This is a genomic window from Pilimelia columellifera subsp. columellifera (genome assembly GCF_039532605.1).
Taxonomy (GTDB): Bacteria; Actinomycetota; Actinomycetes; order Mycobacteriales; family Micromonosporaceae; genus Pilimelia; species Pilimelia columellifera.
This window is the reverse complement of sequence record NZ_BAAARY010000017.1, coordinates 14,275-38,189: the sequence shown is the minus strand read 5'-3', so window position 1 is coordinate 38,189 and position 23,915 is coordinate 14,275. Positions and strand designations below refer to the sequence as shown.

The following is a 23,915-nucleotide window of genomic DNA, read 5'->3' as shown; positions in this document are numbered from 1 at the left end:
CCGTGGGCGCCGCGCTGACCGCGCTGGCGCTGTTGGCTGCCCCAGTGTCCGCTGAGCCATATCCGGCGGAGGCGCCGGCGGCGACCGTATCCACTGCCGTCGTCGCGCCGGGCGGCGAGGTGACGTTCTACGCGACCGGCTTCATTCCCGGGGAGACGGTCTCCATCACCGTCAGCTACAGCGGCACGGCGATGCCGGCCCGCGCCGTGGCGATGATCCCGGTCAGCTACCAGGCTGGCGCTGCGTCCACCAGGCTGTCGGCCACTTCAGTAGCCGCCGCCGGCAAGGCCCAGAACGTCATCGCGGACGGCTCCGGCAGCATCAGCACCGGCGTCGTGCTCTCCCAGACCGGCACCGCCACGATCACCGCCACCGGCCTCACCTCCGGTGTCACGGTCAGCCAGACGGTCATCGTGGCCGCTGGCGCGGCCGGCGACGAGGCGTTGGCCGTCACCGGCGGTCGGACCAGCGCCTGGCTGCGTAACGCCCTGCTCGCGGGCGGAGCGTTGGTGCTGCTCGGCTCGTTCGCCCTGTGGATGGCGATGCGTCGCCGCCGGGCCGAGCTCGTCTGACCGAACAACAGAATCCGGCCTCGCCCACACTGGGCGGGGCCGGATTTTCGTCGCTGTTCAACCGATTCGTCGTCCGGCCCGTACTGCATGGCGTCCCCACCCCCGCATGTGAGGAGCCACTGCCGCATGAGCAGCCCGCAGTCCGCAGTCCCCGTCGCTCAGATCGGCGTCACCGGCCTGGCCGTCATGGGCGCCAACCTGGCGAGGAACCTGGCCCGCAAGGGTTTCACCGTCGCCGTTCACAACCGGTCTCCGCAGCGCGCCCGACAACTCCTCGCCGACCACGGCCACGAGGGCGCCTTCGTGCCGGCTGAGGCGCTGACGGACTTCGTCGCCTCGCTCCAGCGCCCCCGCGCGATCATCGTCATGGTCCAGGCGGGCGCGGCCACCGACGCCGTCATCGACCAGCTCACGCCGCTGCTGGACGCCGACGACATCATCATCGACTGCGGAAACGCCCACTACGCCGACACCCGTCGCCGGGAGGAGACGCTGCGGGGCCTGGGCCTACGCTTCGTCGGCTGCGGGGTCTCCGGCGGCGAGGAAGGGGCGCTCACCGGACCCTCGATCATGCCCGGCGGCGCCGCCGAGGCGTACGCCACCCTCGGCCCGATCCTCGAGAAGATCGCCGCCCGGGTCGACGGCCAGCCGTGCGTGGCCCACGTCGGATCCGACGGCGCCGGCCACTTCGTCAAGATGGTGCACAACGGCATCGAGTACGCCGACATGCAGCTCATCGCCGAGGCCTACGACCTGCTGCGGGAGGGCCTGTGGGCCTCACCGAAGCAGATCGCGCAGATCTTCCGCCAGTGGAACACCGGCGAGCTGAACTCGTTCCTCGTCGAGATCGCCGCCGACGTCCTGGAACACACCGACGCCGCCACCGGCCGGCCGTTCGTCGACATCGTCGCCGACATCGCCGCGCAGAAGGGCACCGGACGCTGGACTGTCCAGAGCGCCCTGGACCTCAACGTGCCGATCACCGGAATCGCCGAGGCGACCTTCGCCCGCGCCCTGTCCGGCAGCGTCGACCAGCGCCGCGCCGCCGCGGACGCCTTCGCCCACGCCGGCGGCGGCCACGCGCTGACGGTCAGCGACGCCGACCTGTTCGTCGAGGACGTGCGGCGGGCGCTCTACGCCTCCAAAGTGGTGGCCTACGCGCAGGGGTTCGACCAGATCGACGCCGGCAGCCAGCGGTACGGCTGGAAGATCGACCGTGGGCAGGTGGCCCGGCTGTGGCGGGGCGGCTGCATCATCCGCGCCCGGTTCCTGGACCACATCGCCGCCGCGTACACCGCCGACCCGCAACTGCCGACGCTGCTGGTCGACCCCTACTTCGCGACCGCTGTCGCCGACGGGGCGCCCAGCTGGCGTCGGGTGGTGTCCGAAGCCGTCTGGGCTGGGGTTCCGACGCCGGCCTTCTCGTCCTCGCTGGCGTACTTCGACGGCCTCCGCCGGGACCGGCTCCCCGCCGCGCTCATCCAGGGTCTGCGCGACCACTTCGGCGCGCACACCTACCGTCGGGTCGACCGGCCCGGCAGCTTCCACACCCGCTGGTCCGGCGACCGTGGCGAGGCGGCGGCGTGAGGCGGTCCCCGCGCCGACTCTGCCCGGGCGTGGGCCGCTGGCTCCGCTCGGCCATGGCGGTCCGGCCGCTCGGCCGACCTCGCAGCGCCGGGATCCTGCGACCCTGCGCCGCCCGCCGCGCCTGAACGGGCCCGCCCACCGGTCGGCCCTGGGCGCCGCCGGTCGGCGTGCCCTCTGCCGCGGCTGGCCGCCGGGGCCTACGATGGTCGCCTGACGGCTGGACCCGGGTCCGGCGACCTAACGTCCTGACAGCGGGGGGCTTCTCGTGGCGGCCGGCACATCATGACGCTGAACCTACGGGCGGTCGTGCTGTCCGACATCGGCGCCCGCCGGGCCAACAACGAGGACGCGGCGTTCGCCGGGCGCCGGCTGCTCGCCGTCGCCGACGGCATGGGCGGCCTTCCCGCCGGCGAGCTGGCCAGCGAGATAGCGATCGACTCCCTGCGGGACCTCGACGACGGCGTCGACCCAGGCGTCGACCTCGTCGAGGCGTTGCGTTCCCGGGTCGAACGGGCCAACGCCCGCATCCGGCAGGCCGTGGCCGCCGATCCCCTGCGTCAGGGCATGGGCACCACCCTGACGACCCTGCTCGTCGACGGCGCCTGCGGGGCGCTGCTGCACATCGGCGACTCCCGCGGCTACCTGTGGCGTGGCGGACGGCTCACCCAGCTCACCCCGGACCACACCTACGTCCAGGCGTTGGTCGAGCAGGGCGTGCTCAGCCCCGAGCAGGCCCGGGAGCACCCGCAGAAGGCCCTGGTCACCCAGGCGCTCCAAGGCGGGTCGGTGGCCCCGTACGTCGCCGACCTCGACCTGCTGCCCCGCGACCGGCTGCTGCTGTGCTCCGACGGCCTCTCCGACGTGGTCGCCGACGCCGACCTCGCTGCGGCCCTCGCCGACGAGCCAGGCCCGATGCGGTGCGCCCAGCGCCTGGTCGACCTGGCGCTGGCCGGCGGCGGCCCGGACAACATCACCGTCGTCATCGCCGACCTCGTCCCGGCCTGAGCCGCCGGCGCCCTGGCCACGCCGCCGGCGCCGGGCGAAGGCGGGCCGGCCGGCCCGGGGCACTAGGCTCGGTCGCGGCATCCACCCCCGACGCCTGACGAGGAGCACACATGCGTCCGGTCTACTTCGTCGCCGCCCGGCGCACCCCGATCGGCCGGCTGCGCGGCGCCCTGTCGACCGTCCGCCCGGACGACCTGGCCGCCGGGGTCGTCGCCGGTGTCCTCGCCGCCGTGCCCACGCTCGACCCGGCCCGCGTCGACGACATCTACTGGGGCGCGGCGAACCAGGCCGGGGAGGACAACCGCAACGTCGCCCGGATGGCCGCGATCCTGGCCGGGCTCCCGCACAACGTGCCGGGCGCGTCGGTGAACCGGCTCTGCGCCTCGGGTCTGGAAGCCGTGACGACCGCCGCCCGCGCCATCGGCGCCGGCGAGGCCGAAGTGGTGCTGGCCGGCGGCTCGGAGTCGATGAGCCGGGCGCCGTTCGTGCTGGCCCGCCCCGAGGACGCCCTCCCACACACCATGACCATGGCCGACACCCGGCTGGGCTGGCGCCTGACGAACCCGCGAATGAAGGACCTGCACGGCGTCCTGAGCATGGGGGAGACCGCCGAGGAGGTCGCCGCCCGCTTCGCCATCAGCCGGGAACGTCAGGACGCCTTCGCGCTGCGTAGCCACCAGCTGGCCGCCGCCGCCCGCGACGCCGGCCACTTCGCCGACGAGCTGCTCCCGGTGCCGTTGCCGGCCGGCGGCGAACTGATCGCCGACGAGAGCATCCGCGCCGACACCAGCGCCGACAAGCTCGCCCGCCTGCGCCCGGTGTTCCGCGCCGGCGGCACCGTCACCGCCGGCAACTCCTCGCCCATGAACGACGGCGCCGCCGGTCTGCTGCTGGTCTCCGAAGCTGTCCTCAACGAGCTTGGCCTGACCCCGCTGGGCCGCTACGTCGCCGGCGCCAGCGTCGGCGTCGACCCCGACATCATGGGCATCGGCCCGGTCCCGGCCACCAACAAGGCCCTGGACCGGGTCGGCTGGAAGGTCGACGACCTCGACACCGCCGAGCTGAACGAGGCGTTCGCGGCGCAGGCGCTGGCCGTGGTCGACCAACTCGGCATCGACCCGCCGCGGGTGAACCCCGACGGCGGCGCGATCGCGCTCGGGCACCCGCTTGGCTGCTCGGGGGCACGGATCCTCACCACCCTGCTGCACCGGATGTCCCGCACCGGGGCGTCCCGCGGCCTGGCGTCCATGTGCGTCGGCGTCGGCCAGGGCGCCGCGGTGCTGGTGGCCCGTGACTGACTATTCCCTCGCATCGACAGGAGAGAACGTGACCAGATTCGTCGACCGGGTGGCCATCGTGACCGGCGCCGCGCAGGGCATCGGCGCCGCGACCGCCCGCCTGCTGGCCGCGCAGGGCGCCGCTGTGGTCGTGGCCGACCTGGCCGAGCCGCAGGCCACGTCCGTCGCCGATGAGATCGTCGCCACGGGCGGGCAGGCGCTCGCTGTCGACGTCGATGTCACCGACGAGGCCGCCGTGACGTCCATGGTGGAGCGGGCGGTCGAGCGGTTCGGCCGGCTCGACGTCCTGGTCAACAACGCCGGAATCACCCGCGACAATCTGCTGTTCAAGATGCCGCGCTCGGACTGGGACTCGGTCCTGTCGACGAACCTGACGAGCATCTTCCTGTGCTGTCAGGCAGCTCAGAAGGTGATGGTCCCGGCCCGCTACGGCAAGATCGTCAACCTGTCGAGCCGGTCGGCGTTGGGTAACCGGGGGCAGGTCAACTACGCGGCGGCCAAGGCGGGTGTGCAGGGCCTCACCGCGACCCTGGCGATCGAGCTGGGCGCGTTCAACATCAACGTCAACGCCGTCGCCCCGGGTTACATCGCCACGGCGATGACCGCCGCCACCGCCCAGCGGGTCGGAGCCAGCCCCGAGGACCACCAGAAGATGGTGGCCGAGCGCACCCCGCTGGGTCGGGTCGGCCAACCGGACGAGGTCGCGTCCGTCATCGCGTTCCTGGCCAGCGACGAGGCATCGTACGTCAGCGGGCAGACACTCTACGTTAACGGCGGCGCCCGCTGAGCTGACCGGAGGCTCGCGATCCGCCAAAACGTGTGCTCCAGATCGCGAGCCGTCGAGCCTTCTGTTAGCTTGCGGAATCAGGCCCATCAATGTATTGGGTCTGGCGTCCTGGTTGAAGCGTCCTCAACGCGACGACCTGCCTGTCCGCAACGCGCAAGGGAGCACGCCATGCCCCGCACCAGCACATTCTCCGCCACCGGCGTGGTCACGGCGGCGCTGATCGCCGCCGCTGTCCCGCTGGCGGCGTCAGCGTCGGCGACCACCGACGAGATCAACCGCGTCGAGCTGGTGACCGCGGCCGGCGCCGGATGCCCGCCCGACTCGGTCGTCCTCACTCCCGAGGACGACCAGCGGATCCTCATCGGTTACGCAGCGTTGGCGCTCCGCGCCGCCGCCGGCGCCATCGGGGAGCAGGTATCCGGCTGCGCGTTGACGTTGCGACTCAAGCCCGCCGACGGTTACGGCTACCGGATCACCGGCGCCCTGGCCGATCTTGAGGTCGACCTGCCCGCCCGCGCCACCGGGACCCTCAACGTCGCGTTCGGACACGTCGACGAGGCGCCGTGGACTGGATCCCTCGTCCGAACCGGGCCGGAGTCGCGACTGAACACCGTCGCGACCCGCGGCGACAACGTGGCGCGCGGCTGTGATGTGGCCATCCCCGACTTCACCGTCACCACCGAACTGAAGCTCGCCGTCGACCCGGCCAGCGGCGCCGACGCCACCGTGACCGCGCCCCGCCAGACGCTGCAGGTCGTGTGGGAGGAATGCCCGCCGTTCTGATCGCCGCCAACTGACCGGCCGCCGGGCAACGTCAGCTGAGCAACGCCGGCGCGGCCGCGAGGATTCCCAGCGACAGCATCGTGGTCAGCAGGACCACCCGGCTGGCGAACTCCTCGCCGGCCTGGTGCTCCTGGGCGAAGATGAACGTGTTCTGCGCCGTCGGCAGCGCGGCGCACACAACCACCGCCAGCAGCTGCGCCGGCGTTAGCTGGAGCGCCAGCCCGATCCCGTACGCCACCAGAGGCTGCCCGAGCACCTTCAGCGATGTCACCGCCGCCACCTCCGTGAGTGGCACTCGGCTGGCTGGCTGGTCGCGGTGTAGGGAGGCGCCCAACGTCAGCAGCGCCAGCGGCACTGCCGCGGCAGCCAGCAGCGCCAAGGACGTCTGCGCCACCACAGGCAGAGGCACGTCGCTCACCGACACGGCCACACCGAGCGCCGAGCCGAGAATGATCGGGTTCCGCAGCGGCAGGCCGGCGACGCGGCGCAGGCGCATCCGACCACCGCCGCGGCGCCGTTCGAGCGCGATGAGGATCAGCGGCGTCACCACCAGCACCTGTAGCAGCAGCGCCTGTGCCATGAACGACGCGTCGCCGAGCACGTGCAGCGCCACCGGCAATCCCAGATTCGCGGAGTTGACGTAGCCGGCGGCCATCCCCCAGATAACCGGCTCGCCGTCGCGCCGACCGTGCCACCGTTCAGCGAGCACCCAGCCGACAACGATGACGATCGCCATGCTGGCGCCGAACGCGATCAATGCCCGCCCGGCGCCGAGATCGGTCACCGGCGTCTTCGACAGGGTCAGAAACAGCGCGGCCGGCATCGCCAAGTGGAACACCAACCGGCCGAGCGCCGCGGTCGCCTGCTGCCCGACCAGCCCCAGCCGGCGGGCGAGGTAGCCAGCGGCGGTCAGGATCCAGATCGGCCCGAAGGCCGCGACCACGCCCATCAGGTCAGCCGATGGTCCCGGAAGCGGCCGGCGTCAGATCAGAGCATCGACAGGTGGACGTGGTTGGTGTGGTCGCTCGACGGGTCGCCGAAGGCCCGGGTGTAGTTCGTCCAACCCACCGACGGCAGCCACACCTGCCGGTACCAGATCACATACATGACGCCGAGCCGGTCGGCGTTCTTTACCAGGAAAGCGGCGAGGTCGTTGCCGTACCGGCGGTCGGCGCCGGTGGCGTGTCCGCCGAAGCCCTTGCCCTTCTGCACCGAGTAGTCGCAGGCCCGGCCCTTGGGGTGCTCGAACGGCCCGCCGGTCCGGAAGCACGACACGAACCGGGTGTAGCCCAGCCGCTTGGACTCCCGCACCGCGTGCAGCGTCCGCGGAGTGATGCAGCCGCTGGTGGTCGGGTCGTCGGCGGTGCAGCTCTGCCCTGGCCAGGAGCCGTCGCGGCCCCGTGGCGCCTGTCGGGCGGTCGGCAGATTCGCCGAGACCAGACCGCCGGTGGCCTTCCCGCCGGTGATCGACAACAGCCGGACAGCGGCGTCCTTCTTCTTCGTCATCACCGCGAACTGGTGCCGTTGCTGGGCCACCTCGGAGTCGATCGCCGCCTTCGCCCGCGCGACGTCCTCCTGGGCCTGGTTGAGCTCGCGCAGCCGCTGGTCCTCGCGCGAGGTCATCCGTTCCAATGCGGCCGCCCGGTCGAGGAAGGCGTCCGGACCAGCGCTGCGCAACAGCGCCGACGCCGCGTTGAGCCGACCGGCCCGGTAGCCGGCGGCGGCGATGCGGCTCACTTCCGCGTTGATGATGTCGCGGCGCCGCTCCAGCCCGCCGAGTTCCCCGGTGAGCTTCTCCTGACGCTTCTGGGAGGCGGTCAGCTTGACCTTGGCCTCCAGATACCCGCGGCTGGCGTCCTCAAGGACGTCGCGCACCAGTGGAGTCTCGCCCTCGCCGCCGGTGTCGTCGGGGTCGGCCTGCGCGGGGGCGGGCGACGCGGCCGCGAGCACGACGGTCATCGACACCACCGTCGCCATGAGACGGCGAACAAGCACAGTGAGCACCAGCCACGCGGTCCTTCCATCGTCCGCCGGCGCTGGCGCCAGGCAGGACGTCAGCCTGGACGAGCCACGGCGGCGGTCCCGCCCGGCGCCGGGGGGCGCCACCGCAGCGAGACTGGCCGTAGCGTACCCGAACGGCGGCCGGCGTCACGACCGCCGCCTGGGACGCTGCACAGGCCCGACCGGACGGATCGGTGAGCTGGTTGGCCGGCAGGAACCGCCATCGCCCCGGCTGCGATGATCACGCCGCGACCGGCACGCCCTGGGCCGTGGTCACCGACAGCCGGGTGCGCAGCGTCCCGGCCGCCGCGACCTGCCGGTAGTAGGCCAGGCGTCGGCGCGCCACGCAACCGTCGACCTCGTCCACCAGGTCCGGGTCGAGCTGGGCGTTCATGCCGTCGCGCAGCAGCGTCAGCGCCTCGCCGCGTAGCTGCGACACCCGGGACTCGCTGACCCCCAGCTCCTCGGCGATCGCCGACATTGGACGCTCCAGCAGGAAGTAACCGGTGACCACCGTCCGCAACCGGTCCGGCAGCGCGTTGATCGCGTCGTGCAGGTAGCCGATGCGCTCGCGGTGCAGCAGCATCTCCTCGGGGCCGGCGCCGCGTTCGCGGACCAGGTCGTCGGCGGCGCCGTACGGGAAGCCGTGCAGGCTCAGGATCATCGCCCGTTGGACGTCGCCCTCGACCGCGGTGAGGTCGTCCACGGCCACGCCCATCCGGTCGGCCAGCTCCTGCGCGGTGGGGGTACGGCCCAGGGCCGCGGTGAGCTCCTGGCGAATGCCGTCGGCCTGACGGGCCCGGTGGCGCACCGACCGGGACGCCCAGTCGAGGCTGCGCAGCTCGTCGATGAGCGCGCCGCGGATGCGGGTGGCGGCGAAGCGGCCGAATGAGGCGCCCCGCTCGGCGTCGAAGGACTGGGCGGCGGTGACCAGGGCGGCCAGCCCGGCGGAGGTGAGGTCGTCGCGGTTGACGTGTGCCGGCACGCGGCCGAGGATCTCCCGGACCAGGTGGCTGACGAGGGTCATGTGCTCGCGGACAAGCGCCTCCACCTCGGCGGTCACGGTGTTCTCGGCGGTCATCGTCATCGTGGTCTCCCTCGGGGGCGGCGGCCTGCGTGCCGACCTGAGGAAGATTCGCTGTCGTGAGGTGCCGGTTCCGGTCACGGAAGGTTGCCGAATGGTTGCGGTGAGTCCGATTTCCTCAACTTGGGAGCGGCGAGCCGTTCTGGGGACAAGTCCGCAGGTCCGTCGGGTCCGTGCCGATGGGGGATTCGTTGCCGCTGCGCGAGCGAAGGGAGCCGTGGTTTGTCGATTGGCGAGGTGCAGGCCCGCATCACCCAGATCGAGTCGATGGTGGCCGCCGTACGGCAGACCGCAACCGGCGCCGCCGGCGCCAACGGCGAGTTCGCCGCCCAGCTCAAGACCGCCATGTCGCAGACCGCCGGCGCGGACAAGAGCGCCAGCGTCACCGGCGTGTCCAACGGCCAGGCGATGCTCGGCGCGACGTTGCGTCCGCCCAGCCTGACCAACCGCGTCGCCGCTAACGACCGTTGGACGCTGCCGGTGAGCGGCAGCGTCTCCAGCGAGTTCGGTCCCCGCTGGGGCACCGAGCACGAAGGCATCGACTTCGCCGCCCGCTCCGGCACGGCGGTGCGCGCGGCCAAGGACGGCGTCGTCAAGAAGGCCAGTTGGTACGGCGGCTACGGCAAGGCCGTCATCATCGATCACGGCGACGGGGTCAGGACGCTCTACGGTCACAACTCCAAGCTCGACGTCAAGCCCGGCGACCGGGTCCAGGCCGGTCAGACGATCGCGCGGGTGGGCAGCACCGGCGACTCGACCGGCCCGCACCTGCACTTCGAGGTGCAGGTGGACGGCAAGGCGGTCAACCCGCGGCCGTGGCTGAAGAAGCACGGCGTACAGCTCTGACCGGACGCTCCTGAGCCTGTCCGCCGCGCCCACCTGAGCGGCCTGCGCCGCCCCTGACGTTGGTTATAGTGGCTCCCGCGCGAGACACGCCCAGCCGACGCCGTTCACCGGCGCTGGCGGCGCGCGGACGGGAGGGGGCCTGCGGTGAGCCAACCGACCCGGCGCGTCCTCACCGTCCCCAACGTCATCAGTTTCGTCCGGCTGCTCGGCGTTCCGGTCTTTCTCTACCTGCTCCTCGTGGCGCGCGCCGACGTGGCCGCCGCGGTCGTTCTGGCGGTCGGCGGCACCAGCGACTGGATCGACGGCTACGCGGCTCGCCGGCTCCGGCAGGTCAGTCGCCTCGGGGAGATCCTCGACCCGCTGGCCGACCGGCTCTACATCGCCGCCACCCTGGTGGCGTTCACCGTGCGTGGCATTGTTCCCTGGCAGCTCACCGCGGCCCTGGTCGCCCGGGATGTGCTCATGGGCGTGGTTCTGCTCGCGCTGCGCCGCCGCGGCTACGCCCCGCCACCGGTGCACTATCTGGGCAAGGCGGCCACGTTCGTGCTGCTGGCGGCCTTCCCGCTGCTGCTCGCGGCGGCCGCCGTCCCAGCCGTGGCCATGGTCGCCGGCGTGACCGGGTGGGCGTTGGCCTGGTGGGGTCTCGGCCTGTACTGGATCGCCGGCGGCATGTACGCGGCGCAGGCCGCGGCGGCGCTGCGTTCGACGGCCGCCACGGACGGTCGTCGATGAGTCCGCCGGCGCCGCACAACTTCGGACCTGACTTCCTCACGTCGCTGTTCCGGTTCCCGTTGGATCCCGGGTACGCCGACGCCGCAGCCGCGCGCGACGAGCGCGGTCCGCGGCGCCCCGGCGTCCGGCTGGCGTTACGGGTGACCGCGGTCCTCACCACGCTGGCGATCGGTGTCCTGTTGGCGGTGGCCTACCGGAAGACCATCGAGGACCAGCCCGAGCGCGCCCGTGCCCGGGCTGCGCTGGTCGACTCCATCCAGCGCCTGCGGGCGCAGACCGACGAGCAGCAGGCGCAGGCCGCTCGCCTCCGCGAGCAGGTGAGCCGGCTGCGTGACGCCCAGCTCAGCGGGAGCGCCGCCAGCGAGCTGCGGGCGTTGGAGATGACGGCGGGCCTCACCCGGGTTCAGGGCGACGGCGTCCGGATCGAGCTGAGCGACGGCCCCGACGCCGTCGACCCGGTCACCGGCAACCGTCGCTCGGGCAACCGGGTCCGGGTCGACGACCTGCACATCCTGGTCAACGATCTGTGGACGGTCGGCGCGGTGGCGATCGAGGTCAACGGTCAGCGGCTCACCGCGATGTCGACGATCCGCGCCTCGGGGGAGGCCATCCAGGTCGACGCCAAGCCGGTCGGCAGCCCCTATGTGATCACCTCGATCGGCCCGTCGGATCTGGCCGACGACTTCGCGCGTACCACGTCGGCGGGCCTGATGCGGACCCTGGTGAAACTGCATGGCATGGGCTTCCGGGTGCGGGAGGTCGATGATCTCGTCCTGTCGGCCGCGCCGGACCAGGCGCTGCGGGAGGCTCGCCGCCTGTTGCCGCGCCCCACCGCCTCACCGCAGGCCAGCCGCCGGCCGAATGCCCCCACCCCTGCCACCGAAGCGTCCGGAGACGGCTGATGCTCGCTTTTCTCGCCCTCATCGCTGGAGTCGTCCTCGGGTTGTTGATCAACCCTGAGGTGCCGACGGTCCTCCAGCCGTATCTGCCGATCGCGGTGGTCGCCGCCCTCGACGCGGTCTTCGGCGGCATCAGGGCCAAGCTGGACCGCATCTTCGACGACAAGCAGTTCGTCGTGTCGTTCATCTCGAACGTCCTGGTCGCGGCGCTCATCGTCTACCTCGGCGACCAGCTCGGCGTCGGCGGTCAGCTCTCCACCGGCGTGGTCGTCGTCCTCGGCGTCCGCATCTTCGGCAACGTCGCCGCGATCCGGCGACACCTCTTCCGGGCGTAGGGTGGTTCGTCATGAGCACCGATGACGGCGAGGCTTCGCGGCGCTCGGGTCGCCAGCCGACCGGGGTCGGCTGGCCCGGCGGCGTCACCCCCGACCCGGCCCCTTCCCCGCCGGACGCCGCCGAGCCCTCCACCATCTCGGAGCCTGGCCCAGGACGGCGCTCCAACAGCGCCAGCGCCATGATCGCCGTCCTGTTGGCGCTGCTCGGCTTCGCGATGGTGGTGCAGCTGCGCCACGTCGCCGCCGACTCCCAGCTCTCCAGCGCCCGCGAGGACGACCTGGTCAGCATCCTGTCGGATCTGGAGGCCCGCGAAACCCGGCTGAACGTGGACATCCGGCGGTTGGAGGACAGCCAGCGTCAGCTGAACTCGGGCGCCCAGCGCCGTGAGGCGGCGCTGGCGGACGCCGCCCGTCGGGCTGACGAGCTGGGACTTCTGGCTGGCGCGCTGCCGGCCGAGGGTCGCGGGATGCGGCTGCGTCTTGAGGGCGACAGCGAGGCGCTGAGCGCCGGCACCGTTCTGGACGCGGTGCAGAGCCTGCGCAACGCCGCCGCGGAGGCGATGCAGATCCGCGGCGCCCACGAGGAGCCGGTGCGGATCGTGGCCAGCAGTTACTTCGTCGACCAGAATGGTCAGCTCAAAGTCGACGGACGGCTGCTCAGCCGCCCGTACACCATCGAGGTTATCGGCGATCCGTCGAATCTTCGTTCCTCGCTCACGATTCCGGGCGGGGTGGTCCCCAAGGTCCGTGAGCGCGGCGGTAATGTGACCATGGACGATCTTTCGATCGTTGAGGTGACGGCCCGCTATTCGCCGACAACCTTGAAATTCGCCCGGCCGGCGTCGTAGCCGCTCGGCGTGAGATCTCCGTCGGCCGCCCGGGCGTCAAGCCGGTCGGTGGGCGCCAGCGCCGGGAGACCGGCGGTAGTCGCGAGGGCAAAGGATCGATTGGCGTGGTCCCTGACGAGCTGCGGTACACGGCTGAGCACGAGTGGGTCGCCCCGGCGGCCGGCGGGGCGGTGCGGGTGGGCATCACCCATTTCGCCCAGGACGCTCTCGGCGACATCGTCTACGTCCAGCTTCCCGAGGTCGGCGCGTCATTCGGCGCCGGCGAGCCGCTCGGCGAGGTCGAGTCCACCAAGAGCGTCTCCGAGATCTACGCCCCGCTCGCCGGCGCCATCACCGCCAGCAACGACAAGCTCGCGGACGCGCCGGATCTCATCAACGCGGATCCGTACGGCGAGGGTTGGCTCATCGAGATCCAGGTCGAGCCGGACGCGCTGGCGGGCCTCCTCGACGCTGAGGCCTACCGCAAGCTCATTGCGGGCTGAGGCCCGCGGGCCCGGTTGCGCGTGGGTCTGCCCGCGCGCCTGGTTGACCCCATATTTGGGCGATGACTAGGCTCGCACAGTCGATTGACGCTTAGTATCCGAATTCGGTGATCGCGCGTAGGTGGTCGCCCCGAGGTGTGCCCCTGCCGCGCGGACCCGCGCGGCGCTGGTGTTCCGCGGGCGTCCGGCCGACGCTGATTAGTGACTCCCAACCCGCGAGGTGGTCTAGATGACGCGCCCAGACGACGAGTTCCCCCCGCTCGACGTCACGTCCACGCTCAACCTTGGATCTCTTGACGAGGTGCTCGACGGGCCCGACTCCGACGTGGTGCCCGGCCGGATGTCCGGCTCGTTGCCGCCCGGGATGGCCCTGTTGGTGGTGCGGCGTGGCCCTAATGCCGGCGCGCGGTTCCTGCTCGACCACGACGTGACGGCGAGTGGCCGGCATCCCGACAGCGACATCTTTCTCGACGACGTGACGGTGTCGCGCCGACATGCCGAGTTCCATCGCGAGGGCGGCGCGTTCACCGTTCGTGATGTCGGCAGCCTCAACGGCACCTACGTCAACCGGGAGCGGGTCGAGGCCGCGACGCTCAGCAGCGGGGACGAGGTCCAGATCGGCAAGTTCCGTCTCGTCTTCATCGCCGGTCCGCGCCCGGACCAGGGAGTCGGCCGGCAGTGACTTCGCCCGGGGCCGCGGCGGCGCGCCCCGATCCGCGCGCCCCCGCGTCGATGAGCATCGGCGAGGTGCTCGGTCTGCTGCGGGTCGACTTTCCCGACGCCACGATCTCGAAGCTGCGCTTCCTTGAGGGCGAGGGTCTGGTCGAGCCGCAGCGCAGCGCGGCCGGCTACCGCAAGTACAGCGCTGCCGACGTCGAGCGGCTCCGTTACGTCCTGACGGCGCAGCGCGACCATTACCTGCCCCTGCGGGTCATCCGGGAGCATCTGGCCGCGATGGACGCCGGCGCGCTCGCGCCGGTCGGTCGCCCGCGGCCGTCGTTGGCGTCGGTGGACGGCCGGTCCACGGGCCTGCCGGTCGAGAGCACCGGCCTGCTCGACCGTCCGGAGCTGTTGCGCCGTACCGGTCTGGACGACGGCGCTCTGCGGCAGCTGGAGCGCGACGGCCTCATCACGTCGACGTCCACGGGGCGCTATGACCTGGACGCGGTCACGGTCGCCGAGGTCGCCGCCGAGTTGGGCCGGTTCGGTATCGAGCCGCGGCATCTGCGGGCCTGCCGGGCGGCCGCTGACCGTGAGGTGGGCCTGTATGCCCAGCTGCTGGCGCCTTTGGCGCGGCAGAGCGATCCGGGGGCCCGGGACCGCGCCGGCGAGGTGGCCCGCGAGCTGGTCACGCTGTCGCAGCGGCTGCACGGGGCGCTGATCCGGGCCGGTCTGCGGGACACGGTGGGGCAGTGAGGTCCACGGACGGTCGGCCGCTGTGGCGGTCGGGGCCGACCCTTGGCATGTACGGTTCAGTCAAGACTGGGACGACACGGAGGCGGCGGTGCGCGAGCTGAGCGTGGTCGGGGTGCGGGTCGAACTGCCCAGCAACCAGCCGATCGTCCTGCTTCGGGAGGTCGACGGGGACCGTTACCTGCCCATCTGGATCGGGGCGGTCGAGGCGACGGCGATCGCCTATGAGCAGCAGGGCGTCAAGCCGGCCCGGCCGTTGACCCACGACCTCATGCGCGATGTCCTGGCCGCGGTCAAGACGCCGCTCAAGGCTGTCGAGATCATGGAGCTGAAGGACAACGTCTTCTACGCCGACCTGATCCTGGGCGATAACGTCCGGGTCTCGGCACGGCCGAGCGACTCGATCGCCTTGGCGTTGCGGGCCGGCGCGCCGATCCGGTGCGCTGAGGAGGTGCTCGCCGAGGCCGGCATCGTCATCCCGGACGAGCAGGAGGACGAGGTCGAGAAGTTCCGGGAGTTCCTTGACCAGGTCAACCCGGACGACTTCGCCAGTTGACGGCTGCGGCGGGCGTCCGATTGCCTCAACGGGCACGGTCAGTCCCTCGCGGCGTGTCGCCATGAAGCCTGCCTGTCGCCGGGTCCGGTCGGCTATAGGGTGAGCAGGTCGACGGCGCACCCCCGGGGAGGTTAGTCGGAATGGACGACCCGCACCGTACTGACGCGCACGCCAGCCAGCCCGCTCCTGACGCGGTCGCTGACGCGCCGAGCCCGCCGCCTGGAATCGAGGACGGCGATGTCGGCTACCGCGGCGTGACGGCCTGCCACGCCGTCGGGATCAGCTACCGGCAGCTCGACTACTGGGCCCGTACCTGTCTGGTCGTGCCGAGCGTGCGTGACGCGTCGGGCTCGGGCACCCAGCGGCTGTACTCGTTCCGTGACCTGGTGGTTCTCAAGGTCGTCAAGCGCCTGCTCGACGCCGGGGTGTCGTTGCAGAACATCCGTCGGGCGATCGAGGCGTTGCGTTCGCGTGGCGTGGGCGATCTGGCCGGTATCACGCTGATCTCCGATGGCGCGACGGTGTACGAGTGCCGCTCCGCCGAGGAGGTCGTCGATCTGCTCCAGGGCGGTCAGGGCGTGTTCGGGATCGCGATCGGCGGCGCCTTCAAGGAGATCCAGGGCAGTCTGTCCCACCTGCCGGCTGAGCCGGTGGTCGGTGTGGCGGTCACCGAGCGGAGCCCGGCGGCAGCGCACGCTGATGAGCTGGCCGCGCGGCGGGCCCGCCGTCGGGCGGGCTGATCTCAACGCTCGTAGCCCCACCGGACGGCCAACGCCCGTAGGTCTTCGGGCAGGCTCTCCCGTGACGTGATCTGGCGGGGCGTCTGGATGCGTCCGCTGCGGATCCGGTCGGTCCAGTCGCCCAGACCGGCTTTGATCGTTCCGTGGGGTTGTCGGCCGTATTCGAGCATCGTCGGGTCGAATTCGATGCCGAGGAACTCGCAGACGCCCCGGATGACCGGGTGGGCGTCGCGGGCCAGGTCCTCGTACCGGACTGTGTGGCCGGGCAGGGCCCGGCGGGCCTCGTCCACGGCGGTGGCGTAGCGGTCGACCTGGGCATGCACCTCGTCGGGGCTCAACTGCGGTCGGGCCCGTGCCCAGGAGGCGGCGATGGCGGCGGGGTCGCGCAGCAGGAACAGGTAGCGGGCGTCGGGCCAGCAGCGGGCGATGCGGCTCCACATGAACGTGTGGTGCGGGGTCTTCTCGACCAGGATCTTCTTACCGCTGCGGGTCAGCGCCCGTTCCAGGACCCGGTCCCAGAGCAGGTGGGTGAGTTCCTCGGCGCTGAAGCCCAGCTCGTGCATGGCGTCGGTGACGTACTGGTTGTCGAGCTTGGCGGTCAGCTGGGTGAGGTGCAGCTCGTGCGGCGCGTAGACGGCCGGGTGGCTGTTGAGGATCATCCGGAGCAGCGTCGAGCCGGAGCGCACCGAGCTGAACAGGAACACCGGCGCGTGTAGCAGGCGGCCGGGCCGGCGGACCAGTCGGGGGCGGCCGTCGCGGCCTCTGCCCAGCTGTAGTGGGGTGTGTCTCGCGAGGCGGACGCTCACGGTCTGTTTCCAGCCCATGACCGACGACTGTAGGGTCGACACGCGGTGCGAAACACCACGACACGCACTATTTGCCGTTTTTGTTACATCGCCTGACCGTGCCATCGCGTTCCACCCCGACCAGGTGGCCCTACGGCGTTGATCACGACGCTGGTAGCGTTGCGCACGCCGATTTCTCCTGCGCGGGAGAGCCCGCGTCGGGGCGGCGAGCCCCGGCCGGCGCCGAAGGGGCAACTCCTCCCCGGAACCTCTCAGGCACCAGGACCGCGTCCGGCTCGTCGGCTCTGGAGCGCGCGCCGTCAGCGGGCACAACAGACGGGGAGGGCCCGTAGTCGCCCCCCGTCGTTGGAGTGCCCAGATGACCGCACACGAGACCCCGTCCAACCGTGACGCCTTCGCCCGCCGCCACATCGGCCCGGACGTCGCCGAGCAGCAGCGGATGCTGGAGGCCATCGGCTACAGCAGCGTCGACGAGCTGATGGACGCCGCGATCCCCGAGGCCATCCGGTTCACCGGCGACCTCGACCTGCCCGCCGCCGCCACCGAGGCGCAGGCCCTGGCCGAGCTACGGGAGCTGGCCGGCGCCAACACCGTCGCCACCTCGATGATCGGCCTCGGGTACTACGGCGCCCACACCCCGGCGGTGATCGGGCGTAACGTGCTGGAGAACCCGGCCTGGTACACCGCGTACACCCCGTACCAGCCGGAGATCAGCCAGGGCCGGCTCGAAGCCCTGCTCAACTTCCAGACCATGGTCACCGACCTCACCGGCCTCGCCACCGCCAACGCCTCGATGCTCGACGAGGGCACCGCCTCGGCCGAGGCGATGACGCTGGCCCGCCGCTCGTCCAAGAGCAGGAGCAACATCTACGTCGTCGACGCCGACACGCTGCCGCAGACGATCTCGGTGATCCTCACCCGTGCCGAGCCGCTGGGCATCGACGTCCAGATCCGCGACCTGGCCGCGGGCCTGCCGGACGAGTTCTTCGGCCTGCACCTGCAGTACCCGGGCGCCTCCGGCGCGGTGCGGGACCACGCCGCGCTCGTCGAGGCCGCCCACGGCGTCGGCGCCCTGGTCACCGTCGCCGCGGACCTGCTGGCCTTGACCCTGCTGCGCGCTCCCGGCGAGATCGGCGCCGACATCGCCGCCGGCACCACCCAGCGGTTCGGCGTCCCGATGGGCTTCGGCGGCCCGCACGCCGGCTACCTGGCGGTCCGCGCCGGCCTGGAGCGTTCGCTGCCCGGCCGGCTGGTCGGGGTCTCCAGGGATGTCGAGGGCGCCCCGGCGTACCGGCTGGCGCTACAGACCCGCGAGCAGCACATCCGCCGTGAGCGGGCCACCAGCAACATCTGCACCGCGCAGGTGCTGTTGGCGGTCATGGCCTCCATGTATGCCGTCTACCACGGCCCGGAGGGCCTCAAGGAGATCGCCCGGCACGCCCACGACGCGGCGACCCGCCTCGCCGCCGGCCTGCGCGCTGGCGGGGTGGAGCTGACCGCCGTGGCGTTCTTCGACACCGTCACCGCCGTCGTTCCTGGCCGGGCCGAGGCTGTCGTGGCCGCGGCCGCCGAGCGCGGGGTGAACCTGCGCCTGGTCGACGCCGACCACGTCAGCGTCGCCTGCGACGAGACCACCACGCCTGAGCACCTGGACGCCGTCTTCGCCGCGTTCGGCGTCGCCGCCCCGACCGGCGCCGTCGCCGACGCCCTGCCGCAGGGCCTGCGCCGTACGTCGGATTTCCTCACCCACCCGATCTTCCGCACCCACCACTCCGAGACCGGCATGCTGCGCTACCTGCGCCGCCTCGCCGACGCCGACTACGCCCTGGACCGGGGCATGATCCCGTTGGGCTCGTGCACGATGAAGCTCAACGCCACCACCGAGATGATCCCGGTGACCTGGCCCGAGTTCGCCAACATGCACCCCTACGCCCCGGCCGACCAGACCGGCGGCTACGAGCGTCTGGTCGCCCAGCTCGAAACCTGGCTCGCCGAGGTCACCGGTTACGACGCCGTCAGCGTCCAGCCCAACGCCGGTTCCCAGGGCGAGCTGGCCGGCCTGCTGGCGATCCGCGGCTACCACCGCGACAACGGCCAGGCCGAGCGCGACGTCTGCCTCATCCCGTCCAGCGCCCACGGCACGAACGCCGCCAGCGCCGTCATGGCCGGGATGCGGGTGGTCGTCGTGGCCTGCGACGACGACGGCAACGTCGACATGATCGACCTCGACCGTAAGATCGCGGCAAACCGGGACGCGCTCGCCGCGATCATGGTCACCTACCCGTCGACGCACGGCGTGTACGAGACCGGCATCGCCGAGTTGTGCGAGAAGGTCCACGCCGCTGGCGGTCAGGTCTACGTCGACGGGGCGAATCTCAACGCCCTGCTCGGTTTCGCCAAGCCCGGCAGGTTCGGCGCGGACGTCTCGCACCTGAACCTGCACAAGACGTTCTGCATTCCGCACGGCGGCGGCGGCCCGGGCGTCGGCCCGGTGGCGGTCCGCGCCCACCTTGCCAGGTACCTGCCGGGCAACCCGCTGCACATCGCCGCCGGCACATCGGAAACCAACCACGCCGTCTCGGCGGCGCCGCTCGGGTCGGCCGGGATTCTGCCGATCTCCTGGGCGTACCTGCGGATGATGGGCCCGGACGGTCTGTCGAACGCCACCGCGGTCGCGGTGCTGGCGGCCAACTACGTGGCGGCCCGGCTGCGCGAGCACTACCCGGTGCTCTACAGCGGCAACAAGGGCCTGGTCGCCCACGAGTGCATTCTCGACCTGCGCACGATCACCAAACAGACCGGCGTCTCGGTCGACGACGTCGCCAAGCGCCTCATCGACTACAGCTTCCACGCCCCGACGATGTCGTTCCCGGTCGCCGGCACGCTCATGGTCGAGCCCACCGAGAGCGAGGATCTTGACGAGTTGGACCGGTTCTGCGACGCGATGATCGCCATCCGGGGCGAGATCGAGGCGGTGGCGCAGGGGCGGTGGCCGGCCGGCGACAACCCGCTGGCCAACGCGCCGCACACGGCGGCGATGGCGACGGCGGAGGTCTGGGAGCACGCGTACCCGCGTCAGGTCGGGGTCTACCCGGGCGGGGTGGTCAGCCAGGGCAAGTACTGGCCGCCGGTGCGTCGGATCGACGGGGCCTACGGGGACCGTAACCTGGTCTGCTCGTGCCCGCCGCCAACGGCGTACGAGGACTGAGCGTGACGCGCGGCGCGGTGCGGGCGGTCGGCGGCAACGTCAGCCGTCCGCACCGCGCGGGCTGGACAGATCGGTTCGGCACGCTGCCTGCGGCGCGGCAGGGCACGCGGTTCAGGCGGCGATAAGCGGCGGCCGGGTCGGACCGCGGTGCGGGGCGATGGCGCTGCCGTCGGGTAGCAGCTCGCCGGTGTCCTCGAAGAGGATCACCCCGTTGCACAGCAGGCTCCACCCCTGCTCGGGGTGTGCGACGAGGCAGCGGGCGGCTTCGCGGTCAGGGGCTTGGGCTGACGGGCACGGGGGCTGGTGTTCGCACATCGAGGGCTCCGGGGGCGGAATTGTTGCGCGGGTTGGGGAACCAGGCTGGTCGTCGTTCGGTCTTACGGGTCGTACCTGTGTCGATAACTGCGATACCGCCACCAGGGGAGTTGTGGCGTATGTCACATGACTGTGCGTCACATTAACACTGGACGCAACTGGTTTCGCAGCGGGTAGGCGTTCGCCCCACAGAGAAACGCCAAACGGATGAGACAGGTCGGTACGCTCGTCGTGACATCAACCGAAATGTATCTGGCGCCGCCCCCGGCAGCCCCGGAACTCGACAGCCACGGACTGCGGGAACGCGCCCGCTGGCAGTGGCGTCTCGGAGACCCCGGCGATCCGTTAAGTGATCTATGTCTATTCCTGGCGGACCAGGGGATACCGGTCGACGACCTGGCCCGGCCCGGCGGCGCCGCCCGACCCGGCGCCGCCTTCGGGGCCGCTGTGTTCGTCTCTGCCGCCGCGTCCGCCTGCGCCATCGGCGCCCCGCCCGGACGGGCCACCCCCGCGCCCGCGGTCCCCGACATCGTGGCCATCGCCTACGACCGCACCCGGCGGTCCGTCCCCACCCCCACCGGCACGTTCACCCGAAAGAGTGAATGGCGGGTCGGCCACTGGACACCCAGCTGGACCAGCGGGCAGCACGCCGACGCCGTCGACGCCGTCCGCGCCGCCATCGCCCGCGGCGACGTCTACCAGGCCAACGTCGTCGGCCACAGTCGCGCCCCGTACCACGGCGAACCCGACAGCGCCCTCAACGCCGTCGCCGGCCTCGCCGGCGCCCGCTACGGCGGCGCGCTCGCCGGACCCGGCTGGGCCATCGCCACGGCGTCCCCGGAAACCCTTGTCGCGGTCGCCGCCGGCCGGGCCAGCACCCGGCCCATCAAAGGCACCAGGCCCGCCACCGCCGCCGGCCGCGCCGAGCTGCTCGCCTCGGCCAAGGAACGCGCCGAACACATCATGATCGTCGATTTGGAGCGCAACGACCTCGCCGCCGTCGCCCGCACCGGCAGCGTCGTCGTCGACGAGCTCTTCACCGTCCGTCGCTGGTGCGACCTGTGGCAGGCCGAGTCCGTCGTCACCGCGGCCCTCGCCGACGGCGTCGGCCTGGCCGAGCTGCTGCGGGCGCTCGCCCCCGGCGGCTCGGTGACCGGCGCCCCCAAACGGGCGGCGCTGGCGCAGATCGCCGCCCTCGAACCGGTCGGGCGTGGCGCCAGCATGGGCGCCATCGGCTGGATCAGCCCCGGCCAGCTCGATCTCGGCCTGTCCATCCGCACCGTCGCCGTCGACGCCACCCACCTGCACCTGTGGGCCGGCGGCGGCATCACCTGGGACAGCGAGCCGGCCGCCGAGGTCGCCGAGGCCGCCGCCAAGGCCGCCCCGATCATGGCGGCGCTCGCCGCCGGCTGAGGCCCTGGCCGGCGCTAGTAGTCGCTAGTAGTACAGGGGCTGGTCCTGCGTCGGGTCGGCCGCGACGACATCCAGGCCGGCGTCGCGCACGAGCGCGTCGACCGCGGCCCGCTCGGCGCCGATGCCGGCCCAGTGCGGGTCAACGTCGCTGGCGAAACACCAGCGGCGGTCCGCCGGCCAGACGAACGCCGGCGGCGCGATCGGACTCCCGTCGCCCAGGTCGGTCTCCCAGGCGTCGATGTCGTGCGCCGCGCCGCGGAGCAGGACGTAGCGGCGGTGGGGCGTATCGACGAACGGTCCACGCTGGGCCAGCGCCGGCAGCGGGATGTTGGAGTAGCCCTCCCAGAGGCAGAAGTAGCAGTCGTCCGGGGTGGTGGTGAACCCGGCGAGCAGACGCACCGCGCGTCGCGCCTGGGCGATGTCCGAGGGGTGATCCTCGGGCAGGTGGACGTCCGCCTCGCTCTGGCCCGGCTGGCTGGGGTCGGGAATGAAGCGGAGTCGGACAAACGCCTCGAAGCCCTGAGGGCCGAACTCGATCAATTGCCAGACCGGCGTGTCGGTCCGGACGAGCCAGTCCGCGGCGGCCGTGTCCGGACAGAATCTCAGCCCCATGATCACCCTTCGTCGTGCCGGCCGGAAATCCCGGTCGTCGCTGCCGGTTCCGTGGGGCTGATCGTCACACAGGACGCTGCAGGGAGTGACCCCATGGCGACCGTTGTGGCTACCTGAAGCGATCGTCCCGTCGCGCTTAGCGGTATTCCAGCCTGCGTGGCGCCACATTGCGACCAGGGGTTGTGTCCGGGGGAGACGTCCATCACATTGGTGTTGATCAATACTTGTGGGGCCGCGACACGCGGACCCGTCTGGAGGCATGCAATGAACCGCACCGATGGTCTGGGCCGACGCGGCTTCCTCGCCGGAGTTGGGGCGCTCGCCGGCGGGGCATTGACCGGATCGGCGGCGCTTGGCCAGCCCGCCCCTGAGCCGCGCCGGGCCGCTGCCACGGACGGCCTCGGTCGGATCGACCCCGGGCCCGACGTCGTCGACGCCCGCACCGGCGCGGTCGACTGGGCGGCGGTCCGCGCCCAGTTCCGGCTCGACCCACGGAAGGTGCACCTGTCGCTGTTCCTGCTCTCGTCGAACCCCACGCCGATCCGGGACCGGATGGCCAGGGTCGCCGAGCAGTACGACGCCGACCCGATGCTCGCCTACCAGGGCGACGACGACGCCCAGTCCTCGGTCGTGCGGTACCTGGGCGGCAGCGGCGGCGAGTCGGCGCTGTGCTGGAACACCACCACCGCGCACGGCCTGGTGTGGGGCAGTTTGAAGATCAAACCGAGCCAGGAGATCCTGCTCACCAACTTCGACCACTTCGTCCACCACGGCTCGGTCGACCTGTGCTGCAACCGCAGCGGCGCCCGCAAACGGGTCATCAGCCTCTTCGCCGACCCGGCCAAGGCCACCGCGGACGAGATCGCCAGCCGCCTCAAGGCCGAGATCAAACCCAACACCCGGGCCGTCGGCACGACCTGGGGCCACTCCAGCTGCGGCGTCCGGATGCCCCTGGCGGTGATGGCCAAGGTCGTCGCCGAAGCCAACCGCGGCCGCGCCGAGGCCGACCGCTGCCTGCTCATCGTCGACGGCGTGCACGCCCTCGGCGCCGTCGACGAGAGCCCGGCCGCCAGCGGCGTGGACGTGTTCCTGTCCGGCCTCCACAAGTGGCTGTTCGGCCCGCGCGGCACCGGCATCGTCTGGTACAAGTCCGGCGTCGGGCAGAACTTCTACCCCCAGCACCACTCCTACGCCGGCGGCGCCCACAACCCCGGCGGGTTCCACGCCTCCGAAGCGCGCCTCGCGCTGCCGACAACCATCGCGTGGCACGACAACATCGGACGCCGGAACATCGCCGCCCGGATCACCGAGCTGTCCACCCGGCTCAAGGACGGGCTCTCCGAGATCCGGGGCATGCGGCTGCGCACCCCCCGGGACCCGGCCATGTCGGCGGGGATCACCTGCTTCGAGATCGACGGGATGTCCAACAGCAGCATCGTCAACGGGCTGCAGCAACGGGGCCTGATGGCCTCGCACGCCACCTACTCAGCCCAGTACGCCCGGGTGGGGACCGCCTGCATCAACACACCAGAGGAGATCGACAAGGTGATCGCCGCGGTACGGCAGCTCGCCGGCGCCCGCTACCGCTGACCG

At 71.7% G+C, this 23,915-nt stretch carries 25 protein-coding genes and 1 riboswitch; of the genes, 19 read left to right on the top strand and 6 right to left on the bottom strand.

Going from position 1 to position 23,915, the window contains the following annotated elements:
• The first annotated feature begins 2 nt into the window (after positions 1-2).
• The 6 genes from ABD287_RS15560 to ABD287_RS15535 all read left to right on the top strand — a co-directional run bounded on the left by ABD287_RS15560 (position 3) and on the right by ABD287_RS15535 (position 6,032).
• On the top strand, positions 3-572 hold the full coding sequence (locus ABD287_RS15560) for a hypothetical protein (RefSeq protein ID WP_344173732.1): 570 nt from the start codon (positions 3-5) through the stop codon (positions 570-572).
• 126 nt (positions 573-698) lie between these two features.
• Positions 699-2,159, top strand: coding sequence for an NADP-dependent phosphogluconate dehydrogenase (gene gndA / locus ABD287_RS15555; protein WP_344173731.1), 1,461 nt, complete (start codon positions 699-701; stop codon positions 2,157-2,159).
• Positions 2,160-2,441: 282 nt separating this feature from the next.
• Positions 2,442-3,164: a PP2C family protein-serine/threonine phosphatase gene (locus ABD287_RS15550; protein ID WP_344173730.1), complete on the top strand. Its 723-nt coding sequence runs from the start codon at positions 2,442-2,444 to the stop codon at positions 3,162-3,164.
• 110 nt (positions 3,165-3,274) lie between these two features.
• Complete coding sequence (locus ABD287_RS15545) at positions 3,275-4,462, top strand: thiolase family protein (RefSeq protein ID WP_344173729.1); 1,188 nt, start codon at positions 3,275-3,277, stop codon at positions 4,460-4,462.
• Positions 4,463-4,490: 28 nt separating this feature from the next.
• Complete coding sequence (fabG, locus tag ABD287_RS15540; RefSeq protein WP_344173728.1) at positions 4,491-5,249, top strand: 3-oxoacyl-ACP reductase FabG; 759 nt, start codon at positions 4,491-4,493, stop codon at positions 5,247-5,249.
• Between the two features lie 168 nt (positions 5,250-5,417).
• Positions 5,418-6,032, top strand: coding sequence for a DUF4360 domain-containing protein (locus tag ABD287_RS15535; RefSeq protein WP_344173727.1), 615 nt, complete (start codon positions 5,418-5,420; stop codon positions 6,030-6,032).
• A 31-nt stretch (positions 6,033-6,063) separates the two neighbouring features.
• On the opposite strand, the gene ABD287_RS15530 is transcribed toward ABD287_RS15535, so the two are convergent.
• The 3 genes from ABD287_RS15530 to ABD287_RS15520 all read right to left on the bottom strand — a co-directional run bounded on the left by ABD287_RS15530 (position 6,064) and on the right by ABD287_RS15520 (position 9,120).
• Positions 6,064-6,981, bottom strand: a complete 918-nt coding sequence (locus tag ABD287_RS15530) for an AEC family transporter (protein WP_344173725.1) — start codon at positions 6,979-6,981, stop codon at positions 6,064-6,066.
• Positions 6,982-7,019: 38 nt separating this feature from the next.
• On the bottom strand, positions 7,020-8,078 hold the full coding sequence (locus ABD287_RS15525) for a coiled-coil domain-containing protein (protein WP_425565639.1): 1,059 nt from the start codon (positions 8,076-8,078) through the stop codon (positions 7,020-7,022).
• Positions 8,079-8,274: 196 nt separating this feature from the next.
• The gene (locus tag ABD287_RS15520) at positions 8,275-9,120 is read right to left on the bottom strand and encodes a sigma-70 family RNA polymerase sigma factor (protein WP_344173721.1); all 846 of its coding nucleotides are present in this window, start codon (positions 9,118-9,120) and stop codon (positions 8,275-8,277) included.
• Positions 9,121-9,339: 219 nt separating this feature from the next.
• Here ABD287_RS15520 and ABD287_RS15515 point away from each other — a divergent pair, with 219 nt between their 5' ends.
• From ABD287_RS15515 to ABD287_RS15470, 10 genes are all read left to right on the top strand, one after another.
• Positions 9,340-9,963, top strand: coding sequence for a M23 family metallopeptidase (locus tag ABD287_RS15515; protein ID WP_344173719.1), 624 nt, complete (start codon positions 9,340-9,342; stop codon positions 9,961-9,963).
• Between the two features lie 144 nt (positions 9,964-10,107).
• Positions 10,108-10,695 carry a cardiolipin synthase ClsA gene (clsA, locus tag ABD287_RS15510; RefSeq protein ID WP_344173717.1) on the top strand — a complete coding sequence of 196 codons (588 nt, stop codon included), beginning with the start codon at positions 10,108-10,110 and terminating at the stop codon, positions 10,693-10,695.
• Positions 10,692-11,597, top strand: a complete 906-nt coding sequence (locus tag ABD287_RS15505; protein WP_344173714.1) for a DUF881 domain-containing protein — start codon at positions 10,692-10,694, stop codon at positions 11,595-11,597. The genes clsA and ABD287_RS15505 overlap by 4 nt, the downstream gene beginning before the upstream one ends.
• The gene (locus ABD287_RS15500; RefSeq protein WP_344173712.1) at positions 11,597-11,929 is read left to right on the top strand and encodes a small basic family protein; all 333 of its coding nucleotides are present in this window, start codon (positions 11,597-11,599) and stop codon (positions 11,927-11,929) included. Before ABD287_RS15505 ends, ABD287_RS15500 begins: the two co-directional genes overlap by 1 nt.
• 11 nt (positions 11,930-11,940) lie before the next feature.
• Positions 11,941-12,777, top strand: coding sequence for a DUF881 domain-containing protein (locus tag ABD287_RS15495; RefSeq protein ID WP_344173711.1), 837 nt, complete (start codon positions 11,941-11,943; stop codon positions 12,775-12,777).
• 104 nt (positions 12,778-12,881) lie between these two features.
• Positions 12,882-13,259 carry a glycine cleavage system protein GcvH gene (gcvH, locus tag ABD287_RS15490; protein WP_344173708.1) on the top strand — a complete coding sequence of 126 codons (378 nt, stop codon included), beginning with the start codon at positions 12,882-12,884 and terminating at the stop codon, positions 13,257-13,259.
• A gap of 229 nt (positions 13,260-13,488) precedes the next feature.
• Entirely contained in the window at positions 13,489-13,941 is a 453-nt protein-coding gene (odhI, locus tag ABD287_RS15485) for an oxoglutarate dehydrogenase inhibitor Odhl (protein ID WP_344173706.1), read from the top strand.
• Between the two features lie 50 nt (positions 13,942-13,991).
• Complete coding sequence (gene ftsR / locus ABD287_RS15480; RefSeq protein ID WP_344173741.1) at positions 13,992-14,675, top strand: transcriptional regulator FtsR; 684 nt, start codon at positions 13,992-13,994, stop codon at positions 14,673-14,675.
• Positions 14,676-14,763: 88 nt separating this feature from the next.
• Complete coding sequence (locus ABD287_RS15475; RefSeq protein WP_344173704.1) at positions 14,764-15,228, top strand: bifunctional nuclease family protein; 465 nt, start codon at positions 14,764-14,766, stop codon at positions 15,226-15,228.
• 140 nt (positions 15,229-15,368) lie between these two features.
• Positions 15,369-15,968 carry a MerR family transcriptional regulator gene (locus tag ABD287_RS15470; protein WP_344173702.1) on the top strand — a complete coding sequence of 200 codons (600 nt, stop codon included), beginning with the start codon at positions 15,369-15,371 and terminating at the stop codon, positions 15,966-15,968.
• 2 nt (positions 15,969-15,970) lie between these two features.
• On the opposite strand, the gene ABD287_RS15465 is transcribed toward ABD287_RS15470, so the two are convergent.
• Positions 15,971-16,792 (bottom strand): sulfotransferase family protein, encoded by an 822-nt coding sequence (locus ABD287_RS15465; protein WP_344173700.1) that lies wholly within the window; start codon positions 16,790-16,792, stop codon positions 15,971-15,973.
• 155 nt (positions 16,793-16,947) lie between these two features.
• Positions 16,948-17,051, top strand: a riboswitch (glycine riboswitch).
• 81 nt (positions 17,052-17,132) lie between these two features.
• Between ABD287_RS15465 and gcvP the strand changes: the two genes are divergently transcribed.
• Positions 17,133-19,982 carry an aminomethyl-transferring glycine dehydrogenase gene (gene gcvP / locus ABD287_RS15460; RefSeq protein WP_344173698.1) on the top strand — a complete coding sequence of 950 codons (2,850 nt, stop codon included), beginning with the start codon at positions 17,133-17,135 and terminating at the stop codon, positions 19,980-19,982.
• A 111-nt stretch (positions 19,983-20,093) separates the two neighbouring features.
• Here the strand turns inward: gcvP and ABD287_RS15455 are convergent, their stop codons facing one another.
• On the bottom strand, positions 20,094-20,297 hold the full coding sequence (locus ABD287_RS15455) for a DUF5999 family protein (RefSeq protein WP_344173696.1): 204 nt from the start codon (positions 20,295-20,297) through the stop codon (positions 20,094-20,096).
• 246 nt (positions 20,298-20,543) lie between these two features.
• Between ABD287_RS15455 and ABD287_RS15450 the strand changes: the two genes are divergently transcribed.
• A complete protein-coding gene (locus tag ABD287_RS15450) occupies positions 20,544-21,710 on the top strand; it encodes a chorismate-binding protein (protein ID WP_344173740.1) in 1,167 nt (388 codons plus the stop codon).
• A 24-nt stretch (positions 21,711-21,734) separates the two neighbouring features.
• Here the strand turns inward: ABD287_RS15450 and ABD287_RS15445 are convergent, their stop codons facing one another.
• A complete protein-coding gene (locus tag ABD287_RS15445; protein WP_344173694.1) occupies positions 21,735-22,322 on the bottom strand; it encodes a hypothetical protein in 588 nt (195 codons plus the stop codon).
• Positions 22,323-22,586: 264 nt separating this feature from the next.
• Here ABD287_RS15445 and ABD287_RS15440 point away from each other — a divergent pair, with 264 nt between their 5' ends.
• Positions 22,587-23,912 carry an aminotransferase class V-fold PLP-dependent enzyme gene (locus ABD287_RS15440; RefSeq protein WP_344173692.1) on the top strand — a complete coding sequence of 442 codons (1,326 nt, stop codon included), beginning with the start codon at positions 22,587-22,589 and terminating at the stop codon, positions 23,910-23,912.
• Positions 23,913-23,915: the final 3 nt, after the last annotated feature.